The sequence below is a fragment of the Streptomyces griseus subsp. griseus genome, assembly GCF_000720255.1.
In the GTDB taxonomy this organism is placed as follows: domain Bacteria; phylum Actinomycetota; class Actinomycetes; order Streptomycetales; family Streptomycetaceae; genus Streptomyces; species Streptomyces griseus_I.
This window is the reverse complement of the sequence record NZ_JOJE01000029.1, coordinates 58490-83313: the sequence shown is the minus strand read 5'-3', so window position 1 is coordinate 83313 and position 24824 is coordinate 58490. Positions and strand designations below refer to the sequence as shown.

The window sequence follows — 24824 nt, the reverse complement described above, 5'->3', positions numbered from 1 at the left end:
ATGACGTCGTTTCAGACGGCGTCGTCCGGAATGTCGGCGGCGGACTCCTCCGGCGTGAGGTCCGGACGCAGCCGCAGCCACGACGGCTGACGCAGCATCCCGGCCCGGGTACGGGTGCTGTAGCGGACCTCGCCGACCAGCCGGGGCAGCACCCAGTGGGCGCCCGGCACCCGCGGCACCGGGTCGAAGGGGCACACACCGGTCGCGTCGGCCGCCAGCAGCCCGGCGAGTTCGGCGCGTTCGGCCTCGCTCCAGCCGGTGCCCACGCCGCCGACGTAGCGCAACCGCCCCGCCGCCCGCTGGCCGACCAGCAGCGCGCCGGGCAGGCCCGACAGGCGCCCCCTGCCGGGCAGCCAGCCGCCGACGACGACATCCGCGCTGCGCATGTTGCGGATCTTGATCCAGGCACGGGAGCGCACCCCGGGTTCGTACACCGAGTCGAGCCGCTTGCAGACCAGGCCCTCCAGGCCGTGTTCGAGGGTGGCCGCCAGGGCCTGCCGGCCGTGGCCGGTGATCGCCGCCGGTGTCGACCAGAACGTCCCCGTCAGGCCGAGCTCCTCCAGCCGCGCCCGCCGCGCCGCGTAAGGCTGGGGCAGGAGGGAGTCCCGCCCGAGGTGCATCACGTCGAACAGGACGAGATGGGCGGGCACCTTGGCCGCCTGGCGCGCGGCGCGGCCGGGGGAGTGGGCCAGGCCCATCCGGGACTGGAGCAGCTGGAAGTTCGCGCGGCCCTCGTCGTCCAGCGCCAGGACCTCGCCGTCCAGTACGGCCGGCGTGGTGCCGAGGGCGGTGCCCAGCGCCGCGAGTTCGGGGTAGGCGCCGGTGATGTCCTCCCCGGAGCGGGCCCGCAGCAGGACGCTTCCGTCCCCGGCGAGATAGACCACCACCCGCTGGCCGTCCTGCTTGGTCTCGTAGGCCCAGCGGGCGTCCTGCGCGGCCGGCGGCAGCGTGCCGGGCGTGGCCAGCATGGGCGCGATGAGGGGGAGGGGCACGGTTGACGTCACGGGGGAAGATGTCGACGCACCCGGGCGTCGCCACGCACCGCGTACGCCGGTTTCGCCTGAACGGACTCAGGACCCGGCGGGCGGCGGAGCCTGCACCGGACCGGACTGGTGGGCGATGACGTGGGAGTGCCCCTCCGCCACCCAGTTCATCAGCTCGCGGTCACGGGCGGTCGGCGCGGCCGGGTCCTCGAGGGCCGCGAGCCGGGAGTCCCGCGGGGGGACCGCGTGATGAGCACCCGGGTGGCGTGCGGCGAGAGCAGGGACTCCCCGGCGGCCACCGTGCGGATGCCGTCGAGGAGTGCTCGGCGGTGACGTCCTTGCCGAGGCAGCCGCTGCGGCCCGCCCACCCCGCTGTCAGCCTCCGCTTCGCCCCCGCGATCCGCCGGACCAGCGGCACGGTCTCGGGCAGCGGCCGGCAGCCACCACCGGCGCCGTGCCGGTCGCGGTGAGCAGCAGCACGGTGACGAACACCGAAGCCCGGGCCGCCCGCCGCAGGGTCGTTCGCGCGGTGACGTCGTTCCTCTCGACGTGGTGTGTGTGGGCGGAGGGGGATGCCATGGGGACCGGCGGCCACGGCAGCCGTGTCGTTGCGTAGGCTTCCGCTCCGAAGACCGCGTGCAGGCGGTGGGCCCCGGGCGGTTCGAGGGACTGGCCGCTCAGGGGTGGTGCGCAGTCCCGGTACGGTGGTGATCATGGCGGGCAGGGCGGTACGGGCGGAGCAGGCCGGGGCGACCCGGGAGCTGATCCTGACCGCGGCCGAGCGGCTGTTCGCCGAGCGGGGCGTGTACGCCGTGTCCAACCGCCGGGTCAGCGAGGCGGCGGGGCAGGGCAACAACACGGCCGTCGGCTACCACTTCGGCACCAAGACCGACCTGGTCCGCGCCATCGTCCGCAAGCACGCCGCCCGGATCGAGGAGGGCCGCGCCCGCCTGGTGGCCGGCCTCGACGACTCGGCCGACCTGCATGACTGGGTGTCCTGCCTGGTCCGTCCGGTCACCGAGCACCTGGCGGCGCTGGGCTCGCCCACCTGGTACGCCCGCTTCTGCGCCCAGGTGATGACCGACCCGGCGCTGTACCCGATCATGGTCGAGGAGTCCCTCACGGCGCCCTCCATGCGGCCGGTCGTCGACGGACTCGACCGCTGCCTGAACGAGCTGCCCGCCGAGGTCCGCGCCGAGCGCGGCGACATGGCACGCCATCTGATCCTGCACACCACCGCCGAGCGCGAGCGTGCCCTCGCCGAGGGCACCCCCACGCCGCGCGCCACCTGGCAGGAGGCCGCCACCGGGCTGGTCGACGCCATCGTCGGCCTCTGGCTGGCGCCCTTCACGCCCACGCGCTGCTCCACGTCCCCGCGCTGACCCACACCCATGCGCCAAGCCGGACGCGGCTCAGCGCTCAACGCCCTCGGCCGGGGCCGGCCGGGCCCCCACACCTCCCAGGGATTACTTGAGTCAGGCAAGTGAAGCGGTTACTTGAGTCAGGCAAGCAGAAGGGTAGGGTGGATCCATGCCCCAGTTACCGCAGGCAACGCCGACCACGAAGCTCGCCCGCGGCGCCGGTCAGCGTGTCCTGATCGTGGCCGGTGAGCCGGGCGTCGCCGACCTCCTCGGCACCACCCTGGAGCTCGCCGGCTACCGGATCCGCGTCACCGACACGGTCACCGAGGCCCTGGTCCGGCTCGCCGAGCAGCGGTTCGACCTGGTGGTCGTCGACCTGGAGCCGGTGGCCCTCGAGGGAGTGGGTGCGGCCGGTCGTCCGACGATCGCCCACCGTCCGCCGGTCCTCTATCTGGCCGCCTGCGAGTCCCTGGACCGGATCCTTCCCGAACTCGCCGAATTCGGCCCGGGGGAGAAGGACTACGTCACCAAGCCCTTCCGTATGGCCGAAGTCCTCGCCAGGATCAAGGTCTTGCTGCGCGCGGCGGGCCCCGGTCACCGGGGGGCGCCCCTGTCCTACCGCGACCTGATCCTGGACGACGCCCTCTGTCAGGCCCGGCGCGGCTCCCGGGAGCTGCACCTCACGCCCGCCGAGTACCGGCTGTTGCGTCACCTCCTCGTCAACGCGCACCGGGTGCTGTCCAAGGAGCAGATCAGCCGGTACGTCTGGGGTGACTTCCGCGGGGGCAACGCGATGGAGCAACTCGTCTCCCGGTTGCGCCGCAAGGTGGACCGGGGCGAGTCGGCACTCATCCACACCCGGCGGGGCTTCGGCTACTGGCTGGGGGAGCTCGAGGGGATGCGCTGAAGAGGGTCGAGGCTCCCCTTCGGTGGTGCGGGGTTCACCGGACGCCGTCCGTGGCGTGATCCAGGTCACGTCAGGTTTCCGTCAGGGAACTGACCGGACGGTGTCAGCCCCCTCTGTTTGCATGTGCTCATCGAGGCCTCGCCCCATCATCCCGGCTCTCCCGCCGGCCCGGAGCCCCCCATTGACCGAGGAGAGACATGGCCCATCCCCTGGCGGGTGCCGTGCCCGAAGCGCCGGACGCCGTCCCCGAGTTCCCGATGCCCCGGGCGGCCCGCTGCCCCTTCGATCCGCCTCCCGAGCTCAAGGAGCTCCAGGAGCGGGGGCCGTTGACGAAGGTGCGCCTGTGGGACGGCAGTGAGCCGTGGCTGGTGACCCGGTACGCCGAGCAGCGGGCGCTGCTGGGCGATCCGAGGGTCAGCGCGGACACCGACACCCCGGGCTATCCGACCAAGGCCTCACCCGGGGGTGGCGAGGGCAAGCTCAGCTTCATCATGATGGACGACCCCGAGCACGCCCGGCTGCGCCGGATGGTGACGGCGCCCTTCGCCATCAAGAAGGTGGAGGCCCTGCGGCCCACCGTGCAGCGGATCGCGGACGACCTGATCGACGAACTGCTGGCCGGACCGAGGCCCGTGGACCTCGTGGAGGCGTTCGCCCTGCCGATCCCCTCGCTGGTCATCTGCGAACTGCTCGGCGTGCCCTACGCCGACCACGACTTCTTCCAGGACAACACCAAGACCATGGTCCACCGGGACGCCACCCCCGAGCAGCGGGGCGCGGCGAGCCGGGAGGTGGCCGGGTACCTGTCCCGACTCCTCTCCGAGCGGCTCGCCCGACCGCAGGGCGACCTGCTGTCGGGCATCGCCGGGCGGATCACCGCCGGGGAGATCGACCACCGGCAGGCGACGGAGATGGCGCTGCTCCTGCTGATCGCGGGCCACGAGACCACCGCCAACATGATCGCGCTCGGCACGCTCGCCCTCCTGCGGAACCCCGGCCAGCTCGCCCTCTTGCGGGACACCGGCGATCCGAAGCTCGTCGCCTCCGCGGTCGAGGAGCTGCTGCGTTACCTGCACATCACCCACCTCGGACGACGTCGGGCGGTCACCGAGGACATCGAGATCGGCGGTCAGGTCCTCCGCGCGGGCGAAGGCGTGATCATGGTCAACGAGATCGCGAACCGCGACCCCGCGGTCTTTCCCGACCCCGACCGCCTCGACCTCACCCGCGACGCCCGCCGCCATGTCGCCTTCGGCTTCGGCGTCCACCAGTGCCTGGGTCAGCCGCTGGCGCGGATGGAGCTCCAGGTCGTCTACGGCACCCTCTACCGGCGCATCCCGACCCTGAAGCTCGCCTGCGCCCCGGAGGACGTCCGGTTCAAGCACGACGCCTTCATCTACGGCGTGCACGAACTGCCCGTGTCCTGGTGACGGCTCCCCGTCCCGCAACCGAACGACGAAGGGGATTTTCATGAAGGTGGAACTCGAAGCCGACAAGTGCGTCGCCTCGGGGCAGTGCGTGGTCGCAGCCATGGAGGTGTTCGACCAGGACGACGACGGCATCGCGGTCCTGCTGGCGGAGCGGCCCGGCGCCGAACACCTCGACAGCGTGCGTGAGGCGGTCGCGGTCTGCCCCGCGGCCGCGATCCGGCTGGTCGAGAAGTGAACCGAGCCGTCGTCGTCGGCGCCTGTGCCGCCGGGCTCGCGGCCGCCGAGACGCTCCGCCGAGAGGGCTACGACGGCACCCTGACCCTCATAGGCGACGAACCGCACCCTCCGTACGACCGGCCGCCGCTGTCGAAGCAGCTGCTCGCCTCCGACTGGGAGGCCGACCGGCTGGTACTGCGCGCCGCCGACGACATCGCCGCCCTCGACCTCGACCTGCGCCTGGGCACCGCCGCGACCGGCCTCGACCTGGCCGGCCGGGTCGTCCGGCTGGCCGACGGGTCGCGGGTGCCGTACGACGGTCTGATCGTGGCCACCGGGGTCAGAGCGCGCCGGCTGCCGGGCGGAGGCGGCCATGTCCTGCGCACCCTGTCTGACGCGCTGGCGCTGCGGGAGCGGCTGGGTCCGGGCCGGCATCTCGTCGTGGTGGGCGCCGGGTTCCTCGGGGCGGAGGCCGCCGCCGTGGCCTGGCGTCTCGGGGCCCGGGTGACGCTGCTCGAACCGGCGCCGGTGCCGCTGGCACACGCCGTGGGCGAGGAGGTCGGCCGGATGCTTTCGCGGGCCCACCTCGACCGGGGCGTCGAGCTGCGCACCGGGGTCACGGTGACCGAGGTGGGCGACCGCGCCGTACGGCTCGCCGACGGCGAGGTGGTCGAGGCCGACGAGGTGCTCGTGGCGGTCGGGTCGCTGCCCAACACCGAATGGCTGGCCGACAGCGGGCTGGCCGTGGGTGACGGTGTCGTCTGTGACGCCTACCTGGAGGCCGCCGAGGGGGTCTACGCGGCCGGTGACGTGGCCCGCTGGCACAACCCGCTGTTCGGGACGGCGATGCGGGTCGAACACCGTACGAACGCCGCCGAGCAGGGCATGGCCGCCGCGCGCAACCTGCTCCGTCCCGAGGGACGGAAGCCGTTCGCGCCGGTGCCGTACTTCTGGTCGGACCAGTACGACATGAAGGTCCAGGCGTACGGCTTCCTGCGCGGGCACGACGAGGTCGCCGTGGTGGAGGGGGACCTCGCCGAGCGGCGGTTCGTGGCCGCGTACCGCACGGGCGCCCGGGTGACCGGAGCGCTGGCGGTGGGCATGCCGCCGAAGGTGATCCGGCTGTGGCGCCGGTCGATCGCGTCCCGGGCGTCCTGGGATGAGGTGGCGGGTCACCGAGTAACTTAATTGAGTCACGCAACAAGATGGTAAAGTGGGGCTCATGTCCACCGAACGGCTCCCCACGGCCTCCGCCTCCCCGGAAGTGACCGAGATCGAGCGTGCGCTCAACCGGATCACCTACCTGAGCACCCGAGCCCGCCAGCACGAACGGCTGATGGCCCTGGCCGGTGTGCCGCTGGACCGGGCCGCCGTGGCGCTGCTGCGCCAGATCGCCGACTCGGAGCCGCTGCGGCCGGGCGAGCTGGCCGCGCGGCTCGGAGTGGAAGCCTCCCACGTCACCCGGACGGTGCAACAGCTGCAGAGGTCCGGCTATGTCACCCGCGTCCCCGACCCCGACGACGGCCGCGCCCAGCGCATCGAGCTCACCGACGCCGGACGCCGGGCCATCGGCCGGATCCGGGAAGCCGGATCGCGTGGCATGCAGATGGCGCTGGCCGACTGGGACCCGGAGGACCTGCGCCGGCTCGCCACCCTCTTCCACCGCATGGTCGACGACTTCCTCGCCCACGCCGTCGAGGAGGGGACGGAACAGCGGCTGCCCACGGCGTGACAGGGGGTTGATCGCCGCCCCCATCTCCCTCTGTCTGCAGCGGACTTGAGAAGGGTGGGGCCCGATGGGTTGCCTCGGGCTACCGTCGCGTAATATCGCGCGGCAGGTCGTCAGAGGAGGAACCGTGCCACGGTCCGAACGCTCATCCCTGCTGCTCGCGGGCCTGCTGGCCACGGCGGGCGTCGCCCACTTCGCCAGTCCACGGCAGTTCGACGCGACCGTGCCGCGCGCCCTGCCGGGCTCGCCCCGGACCTGGACGTACGCCAGTGGCGTCGCCGCGCTGGCGCTCGCCGCCGGTGTGGCGCTGCCCCGGACCCGGCGGGTCGCCGGTCTCGCCACGGCGGCGTTCTTCGTCGGCGTGTTCCCCGCCAACGTGAAGATGGCCGTGGACTGGCGCCACCGTCCCGCACCGCAGAAGGCCGCCGCCTTCGGCCGACTGCCCCTGCAGCTGCCCCTGGTGCTGTGGGCGCGCAGCGTCGCCAAGAGCGCGGAGGGCCGGTCATGACGGAGAACCTCAAGGTCGGCGACCGGATCGAGGACTTCTCGCTGCCGGACGAGACCGGGACCGAGCGCAGCCTCTCGGAACTGCTCGCCGAGGGCCCGGTGGTCCTCTTCTTCTACCCGGCCGCCCTCACGGCCGGCTGCACCGCCGAGGCCTGCCACTTCCGGGACCTCGCCGCCGAGTTCGCCGCCGTCGGCGCCCGCCCCGTCGGCATCAGCGGGGACTCCGTCGACCGCCAGCAGGAGTTCGCCGGGCAGCACTCGCTGGGCATGCCGCTGCTCTCCGACGCCGAGGGGAAGATTCGGGAGCGGTTCGGCGTGAAGCGCGGTTTCTCGCTGGCCCCCACCAAACGGGTCACCTTCGTCATCGCGCAGGACCGGACCGTCCTGGAGGTCGTCCGCAGCGAACTGCGCATGAACACCCACGCCGACCGGGCACTGGCCGCACTGCGCGCCCACGCGTCCTGACCGGACCGTCCCGCCGGTCCTGACCGGACTGCTCCGACCGTTCCGACCGTTCCGACCGTTCCGACCGTTCCGACCGTTCCGACCGGGCCGTCCGGAGCGATCTTCGTCGCGGTTGATGCACCGCCGTATCCGGACCATTCTGGACACTATGGAGCATGTCGCCGCTGCGGCGATCATCGACGCCCACGGCAGAGTGACGGGGTGGAGCGACGGCGCCCGGGTGCTCACGGGCTACTCGGCCGAGGAGACCGTGGGGCGCCCGGCCGCTGAGCTGCTCGCCGAGGAGCTGCCGCCGCAGACGCTTGCCGCACGGTCCGGCCACGTCACCCTGCGCCACCGTGACGGGCACCCCGTCCCCGTCACCCTGACGGCGTGCCCGGTGCTCGGCCCGGACGGCGAGGCCACCGGCTTCGCCGTCACCACCGAGCGGCCCCGCGGCCCCGAGGTCACCCTGGCCGGACGGGCGTTCGAGCAGGCGTCCATGTCGATGTCGATCTTCGACACCCAGCAGCGCTATCTCCGCCTCAACGACGCCGCCTGCCGGGTGATGGGCGTCCAGGAGGAGGTCCTGCTGGGCCGCCACTTCCCGGAGACCGTGGAGGACGCCGTGCACAGCCGCGGCTTCCACAGCAACCTGCGCCAGGTCGTCGAGACGGGCATGCCGGTCCGCTACGAGAGCTTCACCGGCGCGCCCGCCCTCAACCGGGAGCACGCCTGGAGCACCGAGATGTGGCCGGTGCGCGACCTCGAGGGGAAGGTCACCGGGGTCGCCCTGGCCGCCTTCGACAGCAGCGAGCAGTTCTGGGCCCGCCAGCGCCTGGCCCTGCTCAACGAGGCGGCGGCCGCCATCGGCACCACCCTGGACGTGGTGCGCACCGCGGAGGAGCTGATCGGCCTCCTGGTGCCGAGGTACGCCGACTTCGCCAGCGTCGACCTGTTGGAATGGGTCCTCGGCGCCGAGGAACCGCCGCCGGTCCCCGACGGCGAGATCACCATGCGCCGCGTCGCCCACGGCTCCGTCACCGAGGGAACCCCCGAGGCGGCCGTGCACCTGGGCGAGACCGACGTGTACCTCTCGTTCTCCCCGCCTGCGCGGGCGCTGCGGTCGGGGCGCGCGGTCCTCAGCCAGGCGGGCGATCCCGACTTCATGCGGTGGGTCGACGAGCGCAACACCCGCGCTCCCGCGGGCCGCCCCTTCCGCAGGGGTGTCCACTCGATGCTCGCCGTGCCGCTGCGGGCCCGCGGCACCACCCTGGGCGTGATCGTGGGCATCCGCATCGGCGCCGTGGACGACTACGGCCCCGACGACGCCGTCCTGGCCGAGGAACTCGCCAGCCGCGCCGCCGTCTGCATCGACAACGCCCGTCGCTTCGCCCGCGAGCGCACCACCGCGCTCGCCCTCCAGCACAGCCTGCTGCCGCGCGGACTGCCCGGACAGGCCGCCGTCGAGGTCGCCCACCGCTATCTGCCCAGCGGCTCCCTCGCGGGCATCGGCGGCGACTGGTTCGACGTCATCCCGCTCTCCGGCAGCCGCGTGGCCCTCGTCGTCGGTGACGTCGTCGGCCACGGCATTCCGTCCTCGGCGACGATGGGCCGGCTCTGCATGGCGGTCCGCACCCTCGCCGACGTCGACCTGCCACCGGACGAGCTCCTCACCCACCTGGACGACCTCGTCACCCATCTGGCCGCGAACGACGCGGGCGAGGACGTCGCGGAACTCGGTGCCACCTGTCTCTACGCCGTCTACGACCCCGTGGCCCGCCGCCTCACCGCCGCGGCGGCGGGCCACCCCGCCCCGGCCGTCGTCCTGCCCGACGGCAGCGCACAGCTCATCCGGATGACCCCCGGCCCCCCGCTCGGCGTCGGCGGCCTGCCCTTCGAGGCGACGGAACTGGAACTGCCCGAGGGCGCGGTCGTCGCCCTCTACACGGACGGCCTGATCGAGGACCGCGACCGTGACGTGGATCGCGCCACCGCCGAGATGTGCCGCGCCCTGGCCGCTCCCGCCGACTCGCTCGACGACCTCTGCGACACCGTCCTCAAGGCCGTACTGCCGGAGGAGCCCAGCGACGACGTGGCCCTGCTCCTGGCCCGTACCCGCGCGCTGGGCACCGACCAGGTCGCCACCTGGGACGTGCCGCCGGACCCCGCACTGGTGGCCGTCACCCGGCAGGCCGCCACCGACCGGCTGACGGCCTGGGGACTCGACGAGGCCGCCTTCGTCACCGAACTGGTCGTCAGCGAACTCGTCACCAACGCCATCCGGTACGGCGAACCGCCCATCAAGCTGCGCCTGATCCGGGACCGCTCCCTCATCTGCGAGGTCTCCGACGGCAGTTCCACCTCCCCCCATCTGCGCCGCGCCCACGCCTTCGACGAGGGCGGACGCGGCCTCCTGCTCGTCGCCCAGCTCACCCAGCGCTGGGGCAGCCGGCAGACGACCAACGGCAAGACCATCTGGGCCGAGCAGCCCCTGCCGCCGGACCTGTGACCACCCCGGTCGCCGGCCCCCGGGGGCCGCGCCCTCACTTCTCCGTCTCGGGCCGCGGTCCGGCCGACACCGGGCGCCGGTGAAGGTACGCGGTCACCGCGCCCATCCCGGTCAGAGCCGCGAGGGCCCCGAAGCCGTAGGTGAGGGTGGTGAGCGAGGCGATGGCGGCCACGAGCAGCGGGCCGCCCGCGTCGCCGAGTTCGCGGCCCAGTTCGGCCGCGCCCATGGTCTGGCCGAGGCGCTCCGCGGGCGTGTTCGCGGCCAGCGCCGCGAAACCGAGCGGGGTGATCAGCCCCGTACCGGCGCCGATCAGGGCGGCGCCGACGAGGATGCCGGTCAGCCCCGGCAGCATCGCGCAGACCAGACCCGCCGCGGTGACCACAAGCCCCGCGGTCAGGCCGGAACGAGTCGTCAGGCGGCCGTCGTCCACAGCGCGCCCGGCCAGCGGCTGGACGACCGCGGCGCAGCCGGCGAGCACCGAGACCGCTGCCCCGGTGGCGACCGCGCCCAGCCCGGCGGCGCGGCCGGAGACCGGCAGGAAACCGACACCGACCGACAACGCCGCGGTCGCCGCCGCCAGCGCGGCCGTCGGTGCGAGGAAGACCGGGTCGGCCAGCCGTCGAGCCAGGTCCAGCACCGTCTGGCGGGCCTTGGGCAGCGGGGGGACGACGGGAACGGCGAGCAAGGACCAGACGGCGACCGCCGCGCCGAGCACCGCGAGGACCGCGAACAGCAGCCGCAGGCCCCCGGCCCACACCAGGACGCCGCCGAGCAGCGGGCCGAGGGTGTATCCGATGGACTTGTAGAAGCCGTAGCCGCCGAAGGCCCGCCCCTGTTTCGCCGCCGGGTTGAGGCGGGCGACCAGCGCGGAGGCGGACGGCGAGAAGGCGGAGGCCGCGGCTCCCTGCCCGAGGCGCGCGGCCCACAGCCAGCCCGGGCTGTCGGCGACGACGTACAGCCCGGACGCCGCGGCGAAGGCCGCGAGCCCGCCGAGCAGTACGGGGCGGGCACCGACGCGGTCGGCGAGGGTGCCGAAGAGCGGCTTGAGGACGACCTCGGCCCCGTCGTAGAGGGCGAGCAGCCCACCCAGCACCAGCAGGGAGCCGGCCGCGTCATCGGCGTACCCGCCGAGGTTGGCGGCGATGCCGTGCGCGCCGAAGGCGGTGGTGAACCCGGCCGCGTACAGCGGCCACATCTGCCGGACCGGGGCAGACCGCGCGGTCACCGGTCCGCCTCCGGAGCCTGGTGGAGGGCGGCGAAGACCCGCTCGGCGTAGTCCTCACAACCAGCGGCGCACTGCTTCAGCCGCCGACCCGCCTCGGCCGCCTCCGGAGCACCGAACACGTCCCGCGCTGTGAGGTCCCGATGCCAGCGCCGCAGCCGCTCCAGCGACTGCTCCTCTTCCTCCAGCTCCGCCAGGGTGAACTTGGCGATGCGGATCTCCTTGGCCAGTTCCTGCTCGAACTTGCCGCAGTCGGCCAGGAACTCCGCCCAGTCCGCGGAGCGGGCGGCGGTGAACATGGCCCGGAAGCGGGCAGCGTCTTCGGGACCGCGCCCCGAGGCGGTCAAGGTCACGGCCTGCCCGCCGGCCTGCTCCGTGAGCGTCACCGCGCGGCCGACGCCGTCCGCGAAGACCGGTACGTCCGGAACCGCCCAGACCCCCTGTCCGAGCGAGAGCGCGCCGACCTTGCGCAGCTCCCGCCAGACCGCGACCCGGTGCCGGGAGGGCTCCGAGGACAGTTTGATCACGAGGACGACCCAGCGGCTCCCGGGTCCTGAGCTCGACGGTTCTGAGCTCGACGGTTCTGCGTTCGACGATTCCGTGCTCGACACGAGGAGAATGTAGCAGCCGTTACATCCGCGAGTGTGCCGCTGATCCATGCCGCCGGACCGGCCGGGACGACCTCAACGACGACGCGCTCCCCCCTCCGCGGTGACCTGGCCGAGCGTCCGGCCGGTGCGGGCCGAACGCGCACGGCGCGGGTCGGGTGTCCTGGGCGCCGGCCGCCCCGCCCGGCCGGCCCGGACGAGCAGCCAGGCCTCCTCGCCGTCGTCCCCGCCCCGGAACCGGGTCAGCGCGTACTCGCCGCGCAGCTTCGACCCGTGCAGCCGGAACGTGGCGTGTCCCCGCCGCAACGACTCCTCGAAGTCGACGGGTCGCCCCTTGCGGTCGTGGCTGAGCGGCTCATAGGTCCCGACGTCCCAGACGATCACGGTTCCGCCGCCGTACTCGCCCGCGGGGATGACGCCCTCGAACTCCTCGTACTCCAGCGGATGGTCCTCCGTGGGCACGGCGAGCCGCTTGTCCTTGGGATCCGGCGAGGGCCCCTTCGGGACCGACCACGACTTCAGTACGTCGTCGACCTGCAACCGGAAGTCGAAGTGCATCGTGCTCGCGTCATGGATCTGCACCACGAACCGGGGTCCCTCCCCGTGCCGCGCCGTGCGTCCCGGGGGCTCCGCGGTCCGCGCGAAGTCGCGCTTGCCGTGGTACTCCCGCAGCCGCTCCCGCTCACCCACGTCCTCACTCCTTCCGGCGGCACTCCGGCGGCCCCCGGGTACCCCCGGCCCGGGGCTCAGAACTCCTCGTGCGTCCCGGGGTCCCCGCCGAGACGTTGGTGCGCCCGCTCCGACACGGCCCGCATCTGCGCCGGGCCGAGAGAGAAGCCGAAGACGTCGAGGTTCGCGCGCTGCCGCTCGGGGCTCGCCGACTTGGGGATCGGTACGGCGCCCAGCTGGACGTGCCACCGCAGCACGACCTGGGCGGGCGTCACGCCGAGGGCCTCGGCGGTCGCCACGACGGAGGGGTCCTGAAGCAGACTCGTGCCGCGGCCCAGCGGGGTCCAGCTCTCGGTGCGGATGCCCTTGGCCTCGTGGAAGGCGCGCAGCTCGTCCTGGGGGAGGTGGGGGTGCAGCTCGATCTGGTTGACGCAGGGCAGGACCCCGGTCTCCTTCTCCAGCCGCTCAAGGTGGGCGACGGTGAAGTTGGAGACGCCGATCGAGCGGACCAGACCGTCCTCGCGGAGTTTGATCATGGCCTTCCAGGAGTCGACGTACTTGTCGACGCGGGGCAGTGGCCAGTGGATGAGGTACAGGTCGATCCGCTCCAGGGCGAGCCGCGCCCGCGACTCCTCGAAGGAGGCGAGCGTCTCCTCGTACCCGTGGTGCCGGCCCGGGAGCTTCGTGGTCACCACGATCTCCTCGCGCGGCACACCGCTGCGGGACAGGCCGCGGCCCACGCCGGTCTCGTTGCGGTAGTTCGTCGCCGTGTCGAGCAGGCGGTAGCCCAGGCCGAGGGCCTCCGCCACCGCCCGCTCGGCCTCGGCGTCGTCCATCGGCCAGGTACCGAGTCCGACCGCGGGGAGCGTCGTACCGTCGTTGAGTTGGTGCACCGGGATGTCGATCACCATGGGGCCTTTCCTCGACCGATCCGTACCCCCAGCCTCGGGGACGGCGGGCCGGTCGATCAAACGCACAGGCCGGGGGCGGTCGAGACGGCGGCTTCAGAAGTTGGAGATCACGCTCGTCAGCACCTGGGCGATGACCTTCGGGTTCTTCGCGTCGTACGCGCGGGCGCCGGTGGCCGCGGCGATCTTCTCCAGGACCGACTTGCCGTCCGCGTCCTGCTCGTCCGCCGTGGAGCCGTAGGCGATGGTGAAGATCCGGAGCCGGTCGTCGGGATCCCCGATCCTGGACAGCACATTTTCCAGCGTCGGGTCGGCCGGTACCCCCTCGTTGCGGCCGTCGGTGAGCAGCACGATCGCGTTGATGGCGCCCGGGTCGTAGCCCTCGCGCAGGGTCTTCGCCGCGGCGTCCACCGTGCCGTACAGTCCGGTCGCGCCGTTGGGCACGAGTTCGGCCACCTCCTCGGCGAGCTGCACGCGACGGGTGACGCCATCGGCCCCGGGCGCCGGGCCGTCCATCGGGCCGATGGGCACGAGCGACTGGTAGTGGTGTCTGCCGTCGAGGCTGGCCGCGTTGGAGAACTTCCACAGCCCCACCCGGTCGGCCGGGCCGAACCCGCCGAACAGCGCCGGCTCCGCGTCCTTCAGCAACTGCATCTTCGTCTTGCCCGTGCCGGGCACCTTGTCGTCCATGGACAGTGAGGTGTCGATGACGACGAGGACGTTCGCCGGGCGGCGCAGCCGGGACCACGCCTGCTGGATCCGGTCGAGCACGGGCCCCGTCGGCGCGTGGTAGGCGGAGATCCTCGTGTCCGGCAGGGCCCCGTTCTCCCGGGTGACGGGCGCACCCGGCTTCAGGTCGTGGGTGCGGTACCCGTACGGCGCGAAGTGCTTCCCGAACACGTCCGGGTCGTGCAGCTGCCGGCGGAAGTCCGTCGCCACCGCCTGCTTGGCCGGGGGCAGGTTCTTGAGGACGACGTAGGGGTGGTCGCTGACCGGATTGCTGTCCCTGGGGTACAGCGACACGAGCGGTGTCCGGGGCTTGCCGGTCTTCTCGCAGCCCGGCTCGTCGCTGTACGCGCCGCAGGGGTAGCCCTGGTTGTATGCGACGACCGCGTTCTCCTCCACGGTGACGGCGGAGATGTAGCGCGTCGCCTCCTGCTCACCGCCCGCGTCGTCCGCGGCGCGCAGATTCGCCAGGAACGTCAGGGTGGTGTCCCCGTAGTGCACGACCGACTTCTCGATGGTCTTGACGAGCACCTGGTTGGCGGGCGCGTCGATGTCCTTGGGGGACATCTCGCCGCTGGTGCCGGTACGGGCGTAGAAGGCGCCGATGGTCGCGTTGAGGCCGGAGGTCGAGTACTCGGGGTTCGTCTTGCCCAGCTTGAGGGCGCCCCACTGCTTCTCGCCCTTCCTGCTCCAGAAGTCCGCCGGATCCTCGGCCCATTTCGCCAGTTCCTTCCAGCCGATCCGCTGCTCCGGCCAGCCCAGGGCCTCGGCCATCGTCTTCGGCATGGCGATCGTCAGTGGGCTGGTCACGATCGGCTCGGCCGTCTCCGGCAGCCGTTCGAGCGCCTTCGGCTCCGCCTTCGTACGGGCCAGTGCCAGCCACTCGCTGCCCGCGGGCGACCACACGTCGGGCTGCTCCCCGTCGGTTTCGCCCCAGCCCTTGGCCAGGGCGCGCATCCCGGTGCCGGAGTTGACCCCGTTGACCTTGATCTTCACGCACTGGCCGTCGACGCGTCGGGCTCCGTACTCGGCGGCGGCCTCCGCGAGCGACTTGGAGAGGTCGATGGAGGCGGCCACGACCAGCGTGGTGTCGGCCTCTTCCGCGGGGCACGTCGGCAGCGCGGAGGGGCCCTTGAGGGTGCTCGGGCCGCCTGTGCCCGGTCCGTCGTCCTCCGGGAGCAGGAAGGGGACGAGCGCCGTGAGCACCAGGACAGCGGCGAGGGCCGTGGCGCGCAGCGGGGTGAGGTGTCTGCGCACGGTGCGCAGTCCGCGTGACAGCGGGGCGGGAACGGCGGTCGATGCGGCTCCCGTCCCCCTCCCGGTGGCCTCGGAGGTCTCGGTGGTCCCGCCGGGAGCGGTGGACGCCGGTGGCTCGGAGGCGTGGTGCGTGCCGGTCGAGGCGGAGGGTGCGGGAGGGGCGCCGAGGGGCATGGACGGTTCGGTGGCGGGGCCGTCCGAGAAGAGGGTGAGGGCGGGTGGGACGGATCCCGGCCGACCGTTGGTGGGCTGGGCAATCACCCCAGGGGCTGTTGCCGCTCCCTGGCCTCCGCCGGGGGCGGACGTTTCAGGCGCCCCGCGGCTGCCCGTCGCCGCTCCGGGTCCCCCCGGTGCGCCCGGCCCCTCCGCGGCTCCGTGGACCGGCGTGGACCCGGCCTCGGGTCTCAGCCCGTTGCTCGGCTGCCCGTTGGCCGGCTGTCCGTTGGCCGGTTCCTCGGCGCCCGGCGGGGCGGGTCTTGGTCGGTCGTCGCCCTGTCGGACGACCGGTCGCGCCGCCTCGCTCTTGGCGAACTCCCTGAGGACTGCGACGGCGAAAGCGGCGGCCCGCGCGGCGGCGGTCCGCTGAGTGCCCTTGGCGTCCGCCTCCCGCTTGCGACCGTCAGCCTTGTCGCTGATGCAGCGGATCGTCAGCATGTCCAGCCGGCCGCTGACATGCGCCGCCCGGGCCACCCCGGCGCTCTCCATCTCGATGGCGACGGCGTCGTTGTAGTTCTTGGTCAGGTGCTCCGAGAGGTTCGACGTCCGGTCGTTGAGCACCACCTCACCGGCGGCGATCGGCTTGTAGTACACCGTGACGTCCGGTTCGTCGGTCGCCCGGTACGCCGCCTGGAGCAGCCGCCACGAGGCGTCCCAGGCGCGGGGACGGGCGAGGGAGACGCCCGGGTCCACCTTCGCGCCCTGGTAGGCGTAGATCCGCGTCGCGACGACGACGTCACCGATCTCGAGCTCCTCGCTCAGCGCACCCGCGACGCCGACGAACAGCAGTGCCCTGGGCCCGAACAGGTTGTAGGCCTGACCGGTGATCAGGGCCGCGTTCTCGTTGCCCTCGCCGATCAGCGCCACCGCGGCGGTGAGCCCCGTGTCGGCGAGCCACCCGCAGTCGAAGACCGTCCCGGAATCGTCCTCGCGCCGCACCACGTCGGTGAGGTGGGCGCGTACGGCTGCGTACTCCACGGGCAGTGCCGTGAGGATCACCACGGTGGGAGGAAATTCTGTCACCTGATCAACCGGGCCTTTTCTCCCATGCCTTGACCGCGACCTGGGGGAAACACCGTAGCCGTGCAATGCCGCCGAGGCAGCAACTCCGTCAGGTCCGGGGGCCGTTGCACTGCAATCGTGACGGATTCGATCCGATTCGACGGGACGGCCCCCTTCTGCGACGCCCCGTCGCCCCGTCCGACGATCGCTGTCACGATCTCCATGGAGGCGGCGACATCACCGGACGACCATCGGAGCGCGCATGAACACGGACCGGGGCACGGCGGAGGCGACGGAGCGGACGGCGGGGATCGAGGTACGGCCGGTCGCCGGGCACATCGGCGCCGAGATCACCGGCGTGGACCTCGCCGCAGACCTCGACGACGCCCAGACGCACGCGATCAGGGCGGCGGTGCTGCGCTGGAAGGTCGTGTTCTTCCGCGGGCAGCGGCTCGACCACGCCGGGCACGTGGCCTTCGCCCGCCGCTTCGGCGAACCCGTCGTGCTGCGGGGGCGCGGCAGCGCCTCACCGCCCGGCTTCCCGGAGATCGAGACCACCGCCGACCGGCTGGAGCTGGGCGGCCGGTTCGGCATGGAGCACGACGAGTGGCTACAGCGCCGACGCCACACCCTGCTGCGCGGATGGCACTGCGACCACGGCGCCCGCGTCGACCCGCCGGCCGCGACGATCCTGCGCGCCGAGACGGTCCCGCCCTACGGCGGCGACACCACCTGGTCCAACCTGGCGGCCGCCTACGCCGGACTCTCCGCCCCGGTGCGCGCGTTCGTCGACGGGCTGCGGGCCGAGCACCGGCTCGGCGTCGGCTACCAGCCCCGGCCCGGCGACGACGCCTACCTCCGCCATCTGCTGGACCACCAGGTGGCGTCCCTGCACCCGCTGGTCCGCGTCCATCCGGAGACGGGGGAGCGGGTCCTGTACGTCAACGGCTACTACGTCGAGCAGATCGCCGACGTCTCCCGCGCGGAGAGCCGGGCCCTCCTCGACATGCTCCTGGAGCAGGCGGTCCGGCCCGAGTACACCGTCCGCTTCCGCTGGGAGCCCGGCAGCGTGGCCTTCTGGGACAACCGGGCCACCATCCACCTGGCCCCCAGCGACAACGTTCACCTGGACTTCCCCCGGACCATGCACCGCGTGATGCTCGCCGGTGACGTGCCGGCCGGCGTGGACGGCAAGCCGTCGGAGCCGATCACGGGAACGGAGCCGGGCCGCTGGTGAGGCGGCCCCGCCCTGACGGGCGGCGTCAGGCGGGTTGCGCGCGGGTCACGAACGGGCGGTCGTCCTCCGGCAGGAACACGACGAACTCACGGGAGCCGTGGACCACGCGTGCCAGTCCCAGACGCCGGCCCGCGCGCACCACGGCCTCGATCGGTTCGCCGCCCTCGACGATCCGGTCGAGCTGCGCGTAGTGCCGGATCAGGCTCTTCGACGGCCCGTTGATCCAGAGCTTGACGTCGGCTCCCTGCAGCAGTGCCGCCAGCACCTCCTCGCGCAGTACGCCGGGCTGCGCGCACCTCACCCGCTCGTGCAGGCGCTCCTGCACGCCGGGCCTGCTGGGTGCCTCGGCCGCCAGCGCCGCGCACCTGGCGCAGGCCGTTTCCCCGCTCGGGAAGAACGGACTCCGGTACACGGTCAGCCGGTCCTCCGGGATGCCGCACAGAGTTCCGCCCGCCGCGAGGGCGTGGCCCACGCCCGGCGTGTCGGTCTGCTCGCACGCGGTGAAGAACGCGGGCTCGCGCGCGGAGGCGAAGCTCCAGCCCTGCCGGTCCTGCCGACCTGACGCCGTCACCGGTTGGCCGCCCCGGCCCGCCAACCCAGCGCCGGCCCCAGCTTCGTCGCCATGTCGGTGAGGATCTGTACGTAGTCCTCGTGCTCGAAGGTGAACGGCAGCGCGAACGCCACCTCGTCCACCTCACGGAACGCGGCGTGCGCGTGCAGCCGCTCGGCGATCTCGTCGGAGGTGCCCACCAGGTCGGGCGCGAACATCAACCGGGCGGGGCCCTGCGGGGTCGCCGTACGGGGGAGGCGCTGGGCGGCGTACTCCTCGTACCGGGCGCGCTGTCCGGGCGACGCGGAGTCGGTCGGGATGACGACGAGTCCCTGGGAGACCCGCGCGGCCTCGCCGTCCGGGTGGGCGGCGCGGAAGGCGCGCACGTGGGACAGCTGGACCTCGGCGAAGTCCGGTGACTCGTCGGGGCCCTCGGCCTTGACGACACTGCTCGTCAGGAAGTTCATACCGTGCTCACCGGCCCACCGGGCCGAGCTCAGACTGCCCCCGCCGTACCACAGACGGCGCCCGAGACCGGGGGAGTGCGGCTGCACCACGTCGGAGAACACTTCGAACCCTTCGACGCCGCTGAAGTCGGTGGCGGACTTCCCGCGCACGAGATCCAGCAGCCGCCGTACCCGCTCGTAACCGAAGTCCTCCGCGTCGGCCGTGTCCGGGTACAGCGCCTCCTTCACCTGGTCGTAGTGCATCGGCGGGCCGACGCTGACCCCCGGGTTCAGACGGCCGCCGGACAGGATGTCTACCGTCGCCAGGTCCTCCGCGAGGCGCAGCGGGTTCTCCCAGCCCAACGGGGTCACGGCGGTGCCCAGTTCGATGCGCCGGGTGCGCTGGGAGGCCGCCGCGAGGACGGCGACGGGGGAGGAGATGCCGTACTGCAGGTGGCGGTGGCGCACCCAGGCGTTGTCGAAGCCGAGCCGCTCGCCCAGCTCGATGATCTCCAGGGTGGACTCGTGGCCCCGGCGCGGGTCGTCCCCGTCGAACAGCCCGATGGTCAGGAAGCCCAGCTTCCGCAGGGGGCGTGAGGTCGTCGGCACGGGCTTCCTCCATCGGTCACGGCGCACGGGGCCGTACGGCGCCCGGGGCCGTACGGAAACTCGGGTGCGATTGTCGCAGGGTGTCTCAGGTCAGCGGGATGGTTACCTCGTCCTCGACCGGCGGGTGGAGTTCCTGCGCGCGGTTGCCGGTCGCGGCGAAGCAGCGCAGCCGGATCGCCTCCGGGGTGACGTCGAGACGCAGGAAGCTCTTGAAGAACGGCGGGCTGTAGGTCGCCGAGCCCGGCGAGAACAGTGAGGTGTAGATCTTGCGCACGGGCAGCCGGAACCGTGAGACGCGGTCGGGACGGCCGCCGGCGCCCAGCAGAGTGGCGACCAGCCGCGTCCGCCAGGTGACCCGGGCGTCCGGGCCGGGGGAGCGGGTCGGGGTGATGCCGAGCCGCTCCGCGATCACGGCCGTGGCCTCCGCCTCGGTGAGCGTGAAGAAGCGGCGCAGGCGCAGCCGTCGGCCGTACAGACCGCTGTAGAAGGCGAGGGAGTCGCCGCGCAGCGGATAGCTGCGGAAGTCCTGCTCGGTGACGCCCGCGATGTCGACCCGGGGAATGATGTGCGTGGCGTGCATGAAGGCACCGCCGCCGCCCGAGACCACGTACTGGAGGATCCGTCCTCCGTCCAGCTTCACGGGGTAGCGCTGGTAGTTGTGGATGTCCCCGCCGATCGCCGCGACGAAGTGGTGCTCCGGGTCGCGGACGATCTCGTCGACCGTGCCGCCCCCGTCGATCGGGCAGGGGTGGTGCTCGCCGTCCACGTACAGGGGGGAGCCGGTGATCAGCACCTTCGGGCGGGGGCCCGTGGACACCTCGCGCAGCCACGCGCCCTGTTCGGCGTCGAGGGTGCCCAGCAGGCCGGTGTCGATGCCGATGATGCGCACGGGCCCGGCGTCGATCGCCCAGTAAGGGCCCGGCTGGACCGCTCGTTGACCGGCCGCCGACCGCAACCGCCGTGCCTCGTCGAGGTGTTGACCGTCCGTCGTCTGGGGCCGGTGCCAGAGCAGCGACCGCAGCCAGGCCCGGCTGAGCGGGCGGGCCCGGGGCTCCGGCGGCAGCGGCGGTGCGTCGTCGCAGAAGACGCGCATGAACGCGCCGAGGTCCTCGTACCAGTCGTGGTTGCCGGGTATCGCGTAGATGGGCGCCGGGTAGTCCTGGTACGGCCGGAAGAACTTGGTGCCGTAGTCGTCGGCGCTGCCGACGGGGTAGATCACGTCACTCGCGAGGACGGCGAAGTCCGTGCCCCGACCGATCTTCAGGAACCCGGGCACGACGGCGTACTGGGAGTCGTCGCCCTCACCCGTGTCACCGATGACCATGAACGAGAACGTGTCCCCGGTGTCCCGTCGGATCACCTTCTCGGCGCTCGCTCCGGCGGCCTGACGCTGCGCCACCCAGCGGGCGCGGATACGACCCGTGGGGTCCCCGAACCAGGAGGCCAGGACGCCGTTGCGGGCGACCCACAGCGTCTTCGGGTTCAGCCAGGACAGCTTCTCGACCCTGGGCGGCATGAGCTTCGTGTACGCGCCGCGTTCGAGGGTGCCCCAGCCGGCGCCCTCGGCGGTGTCGCGTGAAGAGTCGGACACCGGGGCACCGTAGCAACGATCTACGAGGACACCGGGACGGGGGTCCACCCTGCTGGCCGCGGCGGTGAGTTGCCCAGGGGCCTTGGGCGAGAATGCCGTCAGGAAAGATCAGTTGGAGGAGAGTCCCGCCATGAGTGGTCCACAGCACGCCCACGCCAGTCTCGACGGGCTCGTCATGGGCGACGCCTTCGGTGACGGATGGTTCCGGCCCTCCGAGGAGCCCGTCGAGGAGATGCGGGCCATGCGGCAGCCGCGTCCCGCTCCGTGGCCGTGGACGGACGACTCGGCCATGGCGTTCGTCCTGTTCGCCCATCTGACGAAGCACGGGGAGGTCCGCCCGGACGACCTGGCGCGGGAGTTCGCCGCCGAGTACGAACGCGACCCGGGACGCCAGTACGGCCCGTCGATGCACAGGGTGCTGCGGCGCATCGGGGCGGGCGAGGACTGGCGGGCGGTCACCGCGGAACAGTTCGGCGGACAGGGTTCGCACGGCAACGGCGCGGCCATGCGGATCGCCCCGCTGGGGGCCTGGTTCCGGGACGATCCGGAGGTCGCCGCCGCACAGGCCCGACTGTCCGCGCTGACCACCCACGCCCACCCGGAGGCCGTCGCCGGCGCGGTGGCCGTGGCCGTCGCCGCTGCGTTGGCCGCCGCCGGCGCGGGCCGGGACGCCCCCGAGCGCGCGGCCTTCCTGAGGGAGGTGGCCTCGCAGGTGCCCGAGAGCGACGTCCGCTCCCGACTGCTGGTGGCCGCCACCTTCCACCACCGCACCTCGGTGCGCCACGCGGCGTCCGTGCTGGGCTCGGGAACGCTCATCTCGGCCCAGGACACGGTGCCGTTCGCCCTGTGGTCGGCCGCGGGTCACCTGGACGACCTGGCCGAGACGCTGTGGCAGACCGTGGCCGGCTGGGGCGACCGCGACACCACCTGCGCCATCGCGGGCGGCGTGGTCGCCGCCCGCACCGGCACCGGGGGCCTGCCGGCCACTTGGCGGCAGGCCCGCGAGGACATCCCGGCCTGGAGCGGCTGGGACGCGGGTGCGGCAGGGTGCGCCTGAGCAGGCCGGCCCCGGCTCAGCGCGCGTGCCCCGTCACGACCGCCCGCCGAACTGCCAGTTGTGCACCTCGACGTCGGCATACCCGTCCGGGGTCAGGACGGCGCGCGCCGCATCCCGGTCCGGCGCCCGGACCAATGCCGCCGTCCCCAGCCACGCGGTGCCGTCGTCCGAGAGCAGCGGCCCGTACGCGATCAGCTCGTCTCCGCCGGGCGGCACGGCGACATCCACCGCCTCCCCCTCGCCGAGCCCGATCACCAGGTACCGGTCGCCCTCGTCCGGCCCACCGGCAAAGTCCCACATCGTACGCCCCAGCAGGTTCCGCCACCTGCGCAGCAGCACGTCCCGGTACGCGCCGGCCTGGTAGTTGGGCTCGTCGAAGGCGAACGCGCGGGCGGCCGCCGGGTCGGGCAGGTCGACGATGTGCACGCTGCCCGTGGGCGTCTCGCCGTCGTCGGCCATCGTCGGCCCACGGGCGATCATCTCCCTGGCGAACCGGTCCATGTAGGACCAGTGCTCCTCCAGCAACTCGTCACGCAACTCCAGGGATCCGGGCCGATCACGGTGGTAACAGAAGAACTCCATGCGCACAGAATGTCGTTAACGGGATCTGTCCTCAACGGAGTTCGGCGCGCCGACGATCATTGGACGGACAACCCCGTCGCGGCGGTGGGAGTGGCGGGCCTGTGGCGCCGGGGCGGCCGTCTGCGGGAGTTGCACGACCGATTCTCGTTCATGGGCTGGGACGAACTGGCGCGCACGTTCGCGGACGGTGACCCCGTCCCCACGAAGTGGCGACAACTCCTGACCAGCGAATGGCACCCGCATGACCGCACTCGGGCATGGAGAAGCGCCCGCGACTCCTTAGGGGTCCTTTCACTATGCCCACCCGGGCCGCGCGGCCCGGCACCGCGCCTCGCCGCGTTGCCGGAGAGCCCTCGTAGCTCCGCTACGAGGGCTCTCCGGCGCCTTGCGATGCACGGCACCAGACCACGCGGCCTGATCGGGTGCTCATAGTGAAAGGACCCCTTAGGCCGCGGGCGCCTGCCCGCGGGTCAGAACGTGCGCTTGAGCAGGTCCAGCAGCGCCGCCCAGTGCCGCTCGTCGCCGTCCTGGTGGTACGCGGCGGTGTCGGCCTGGGTGAAGCCGTGGTGGGCGCCGGGGTAGACCTCGCAGCGGTGGCGGACTCCGGCCTTGGCCAGCGCGTCCTCCAGGCGCTCGATCTGCTCGGGCGGGAGGGAGGGGTCCTCGTCGGCGTGGCCGAAGTACAACTCGGCGGTGACGCGTTCGGCGACGAGGTGCGGGCTGTCGGGCGTGTCCGTCGCCAGCCGGCCGCCGTGGAACCCGGCCGCGGCCGCGACCCGCTCCGGGAACGTGCCGGCGGTGAGCAGGGACAGCCGGGCGCCCATGCAGTAGCCCGTCAGCGCGACCGGACCCTCGGCGACGAGCGGGCTGTCGGCGAGCCACCGCAGGTAGGCGTCGGCGTCCCGCATGGCGAGCTCCGGCGTCAGGGACTGCATCACCGGACCGATCTGCTCGAAGATCTCCGGGCGCGCCCGGGGGTCGATGAACTCGGGCAACTCGAAGACCGGCGCACCCCCGTGCCGGTAGAAGAGGTTGGGTACCAGCACCGTGTAGCCGGCCGCCGCCAACCGGTCGGCCATCGACCTCAGGTGCGGGCGCAGGCCGAAGGCGTCCATGTAGAGCAGCACACCGGGACGGGGGCTGCCGTCGCCGGGATGCGCCAGATAGCCGTCGGCGGTGCCGTCCTCGGTGGGGATGTCCACGGCTGTTCCCTGAACGGAGGTCATGGGGTACTACCTCTCTGCGCGGTCGACTGCGAGCAAACGTCGCCGGCCCGGGGGCGCGGGCCGCGGTCATCGTTGCACGCACCATCCAACGGCCCGCGAGGACCCCCGGCGCCCCAACCGTCCCTTTACTCGAACCGCGACGTGTCGCCCGCCCCCCGCCGCACGATCTCCGCCTCGCCGCCCGAGAAGTCGATGACCGTCGTCGGCTCGGTGCCGCAGTCCCCGGAGTCGACCACCCCGTCCACCGCGTGGTCGAGCAGGTCCTTGATCTCCCATCCCTGGGTCATCGGCTCCTCCTCACCGGGCATGAGCAGGGTGCTGGACAGCAGCGGCTCACCGAGCTCGGCGAGCAGCGCCTGCGTCACGACGTGGTCCGGGATGCGGACCCCGACCGTCTTCTTCTTGGGGTGCTGCAGCATGCGCGGCACCTCCTTCGTCGCGGGCAGGATGAAGGTGTAACTCCCGGGCGTCGAGGCCTTGATCGCGCGGAAGACGTCGTTGTCCACGTGCACGAACTGGCCCAGCTGCGCGAAGTCCTGGCACACGAGAGTGAAGTGGTGCCGGTGGTCCAGCTGGCGGATCGTCCGGATCCGGTCGATGCCGTCACGGCTGCCCAGCCGGCACCCCAGGGCGTAGCAGGAGTCCGTCGGATACGCGATGAGTGCCCCCGAGCGGACACTGTCGGCCACCTGGGAGATGGTCCGCGGCTGCGGGTTGTCGGGGTGCACGTCGTAGTACTTGGCCATCTGTCGAGCTTATGCCTCCGCGGCGCCCTGCGACCTTCCGCGGCTCCCCCGCCACCGTGCCCGGCCCCCGGCGACCGCGCTCA

The 24824-nt window shown here is 72.7% G+C and carries 23 protein-coding genes; 11 read left to right on the top strand and 12 right to left on the bottom strand.

Going from position 1 to position 24824, the window contains the following annotated elements; all coding sequences use genetic code 11:
• Positions 1-11: 11 nt before the first annotated feature.
• On the bottom strand, positions 12-992 hold the full coding sequence (locus tag IG99_RS30930) for an ATP-dependent DNA ligase (RefSeq protein WP_037679721.1): 981 nt from the start codon (positions 990-992) through the stop codon (positions 12-14).
• 704 nt (positions 993-1696) lie between these two features.
• On the opposite strand from IG99_RS30930, the gene IG99_RS30925 reads away from it, so the two are divergent.
• The 9 genes from IG99_RS30925 (at position 1697) to IG99_RS30885 (ending at position 10089) form a co-directional block, all read left to right on the top strand.
• Entirely contained in the window at positions 1697-2365 is a 669-nt protein-coding gene (locus IG99_RS30925) for a TetR/AcrR family transcriptional regulator (RefSeq protein ID WP_037679779.1), read from the top strand.
• 148 nt (positions 2366-2513) lie between these two features.
• A complete protein-coding gene (locus IG99_RS30920; RefSeq protein WP_037679718.1) occupies positions 2514-3251 on the top strand; it encodes a response regulator transcription factor in 738 nt (245 codons plus the stop codon).
• 197 nt (positions 3252-3448) lie between these two features.
• On the top strand, positions 3449-4681 hold the full coding sequence (locus tag IG99_RS30915; RefSeq protein WP_051866091.1) for a cytochrome P450: 1233 nt from the start codon (positions 3449-3451) through the stop codon (positions 4679-4681).
• Between the two features lie 40 nt (positions 4682-4721).
• Positions 4722-4916 carry a ferredoxin gene (locus IG99_RS30910; protein WP_037679715.1) on the top strand — a complete coding sequence of 65 codons (195 nt, stop codon included), beginning with the start codon at positions 4722-4724 and terminating at the stop codon, positions 4914-4916.
• Positions 4913-6085 carry an NAD(P)/FAD-dependent oxidoreductase gene (locus tag IG99_RS30905; protein ID WP_037679713.1) on the top strand — a complete coding sequence of 391 codons (1173 nt, stop codon included), beginning with the start codon at positions 4913-4915 and terminating at the stop codon, positions 6083-6085. The genes IG99_RS30910 and IG99_RS30905 overlap by 4 nt, the downstream gene beginning before the upstream one ends.
• A 34-nt stretch (positions 6086-6119) precedes the next feature.
• Positions 6120-6629: a MarR family winged helix-turn-helix transcriptional regulator gene (locus tag IG99_RS30900; RefSeq protein ID WP_037679710.1), complete on the top strand. Its 510-nt coding sequence runs from the start codon at positions 6120-6122 to the stop codon at positions 6627-6629.
• A gap of 124 nt (positions 6630-6753) precedes the next feature.
• Entirely contained in the window at positions 6754-7134 is a 381-nt protein-coding gene (locus IG99_RS30895) for a DoxX family protein (RefSeq protein ID WP_037679707.1), read from the top strand.
• Complete coding sequence (locus tag IG99_RS30890; RefSeq protein ID WP_037679706.1) at positions 7131-7598, top strand: peroxiredoxin; 468 nt, start codon at positions 7131-7133, stop codon at positions 7596-7598. Before IG99_RS30895 ends, IG99_RS30890 begins: the two co-directional genes overlap by 4 nt.
• A 115-nt stretch (positions 7599-7713) precedes the next feature.
• Positions 7714-10089: a SpoIIE family protein phosphatase gene (locus IG99_RS30885; protein ID WP_078948006.1), complete on the top strand. Its 2376-nt coding sequence runs from the start codon at positions 7714-7716 to the stop codon at positions 10087-10089.
• A gap of 34 nt (positions 10090-10123) precedes the next feature.
• On the opposite strand, the gene IG99_RS30880 is transcribed toward IG99_RS30885, so the two are convergent.
• The 5 genes from IG99_RS30880 to IG99_RS44370 all read right to left on the bottom strand — a co-directional run bounded on the left by IG99_RS30880 (position 10124) and on the right by IG99_RS44370 (position 16718).
• On the bottom strand, positions 10124-11284 hold the full coding sequence (locus IG99_RS30880; protein ID WP_051866098.1) for an MFS transporter: 1161 nt from the start codon (positions 11282-11284) through the stop codon (positions 10124-10126).
• A gap of 26 nt (positions 11285-11310) precedes the next feature.
• Complete coding sequence (locus tag IG99_RS30875) at positions 11311-11838, bottom strand: Chromate resistance protein ChrB (RefSeq protein WP_037679702.1); 528 nt, start codon at positions 11836-11838, stop codon at positions 11311-11313.
• A gap of 156 nt (positions 11839-11994) precedes the next feature.
• Positions 11995-12609: a DNA polymerase ligase N-terminal domain-containing protein gene (locus tag IG99_RS30870; RefSeq protein WP_037679700.1), complete on the bottom strand. Its 615-nt coding sequence runs from the start codon at positions 12607-12609 to the stop codon at positions 11995-11997.
• 56 nt (positions 12610-12665) lie between these two features.
• Positions 12666-13496, bottom strand: coding sequence for an aldo/keto reductase (locus IG99_RS30865; protein WP_037679773.1), 831 nt, complete (start codon positions 13494-13496; stop codon positions 12666-12668).
• A gap of 96 nt (positions 13497-13592) precedes the next feature.
• A complete protein-coding gene (locus tag IG99_RS44370) occupies positions 13593-16718 on the bottom strand; it encodes a phosphorylase family protein (protein WP_078948005.1) in 3126 nt (1041 codons plus the stop codon).
• A gap of 241 nt (positions 16719-16959) precedes the next feature.
• Between IG99_RS44370 and IG99_RS30855 the strand changes: the two genes are divergently transcribed.
• The gene (locus tag IG99_RS30855) at positions 16960-17934 is read left to right on the top strand and encodes a TauD/TfdA dioxygenase family protein (protein ID WP_037679698.1); all 975 of its coding nucleotides are present in this window, start codon (positions 16960-16962) and stop codon (positions 17932-17934) included.
• Positions 17935-17959: 25 nt separating this feature from the next.
• Here the strand turns inward: IG99_RS30855 and IG99_RS30850 are convergent, their stop codons facing one another.
• The 3 genes from IG99_RS30850 to IG99_RS30840 form a co-directional block, all read right to left on the bottom strand.
• Positions 17960-18505, bottom strand: a complete 546-nt coding sequence (locus tag IG99_RS30850; protein WP_158973274.1) for a hypothetical protein — start codon at positions 18503-18505, stop codon at positions 17960-17962.
• Entirely contained in the window at positions 18502-19539 is a 1038-nt protein-coding gene (locus IG99_RS30845; protein ID WP_037679695.1) for an LLM class flavin-dependent oxidoreductase, read from the bottom strand. The genes IG99_RS30850 and IG99_RS30845 overlap by 4 nt, the downstream gene beginning before the upstream one ends.
• Positions 19540-19624: 85 nt before the next feature.
• The gene (locus tag IG99_RS30840) at positions 19625-21130 is read right to left on the bottom strand and encodes a metallophosphoesterase family protein (protein WP_037679693.1); all 1506 of its coding nucleotides are present in this window, start codon (positions 21128-21130) and stop codon (positions 19625-19627) included.
• A 130-nt stretch (positions 21131-21260) separates the two neighbouring features.
• Here IG99_RS30840 and IG99_RS30835 point away from each other — a divergent pair, with 130 nt between their 5' ends.
• Positions 21261-22187 carry an ADP-ribosylglycohydrolase family protein gene (locus IG99_RS30835; RefSeq protein WP_037679690.1) on the top strand — a complete coding sequence of 309 codons (927 nt, stop codon included), beginning with the start codon at positions 21261-21263 and terminating at the stop codon, positions 22185-22187.
• A gap of 33 nt (positions 22188-22220) precedes the next feature.
• Here the strand turns inward: IG99_RS30835 and IG99_RS30830 are convergent, their stop codons facing one another.
• The 3 genes from IG99_RS30830 to IG99_RS30820 all read right to left on the bottom strand — a co-directional run bounded on the left by IG99_RS30830 (position 22221) and on the right by IG99_RS30820 (position 24741).
• Positions 22221-22769, bottom strand: a complete 549-nt coding sequence (locus tag IG99_RS30830) for a YciI family protein (protein WP_037679686.1) — start codon at positions 22767-22769, stop codon at positions 22221-22223.
• Between the two features lie 470 nt (positions 22770-23239).
• Positions 23240-23995 (bottom strand): dienelactone hydrolase family protein, encoded by a 756-nt coding sequence (locus IG99_RS30825; RefSeq protein WP_037679683.1) that lies wholly within the window; start codon positions 23993-23995, stop codon positions 23240-23242.
• Between the two features lie 125 nt (positions 23996-24120).
• Positions 24121-24741, bottom strand: coding sequence for an L-threonylcarbamoyladenylate synthase (locus IG99_RS30820; RefSeq protein ID WP_037679679.1), 621 nt, complete (start codon positions 24739-24741; stop codon positions 24121-24123).
• Between the last annotated feature and the right edge of the window lie 83 nt (positions 24742-24824).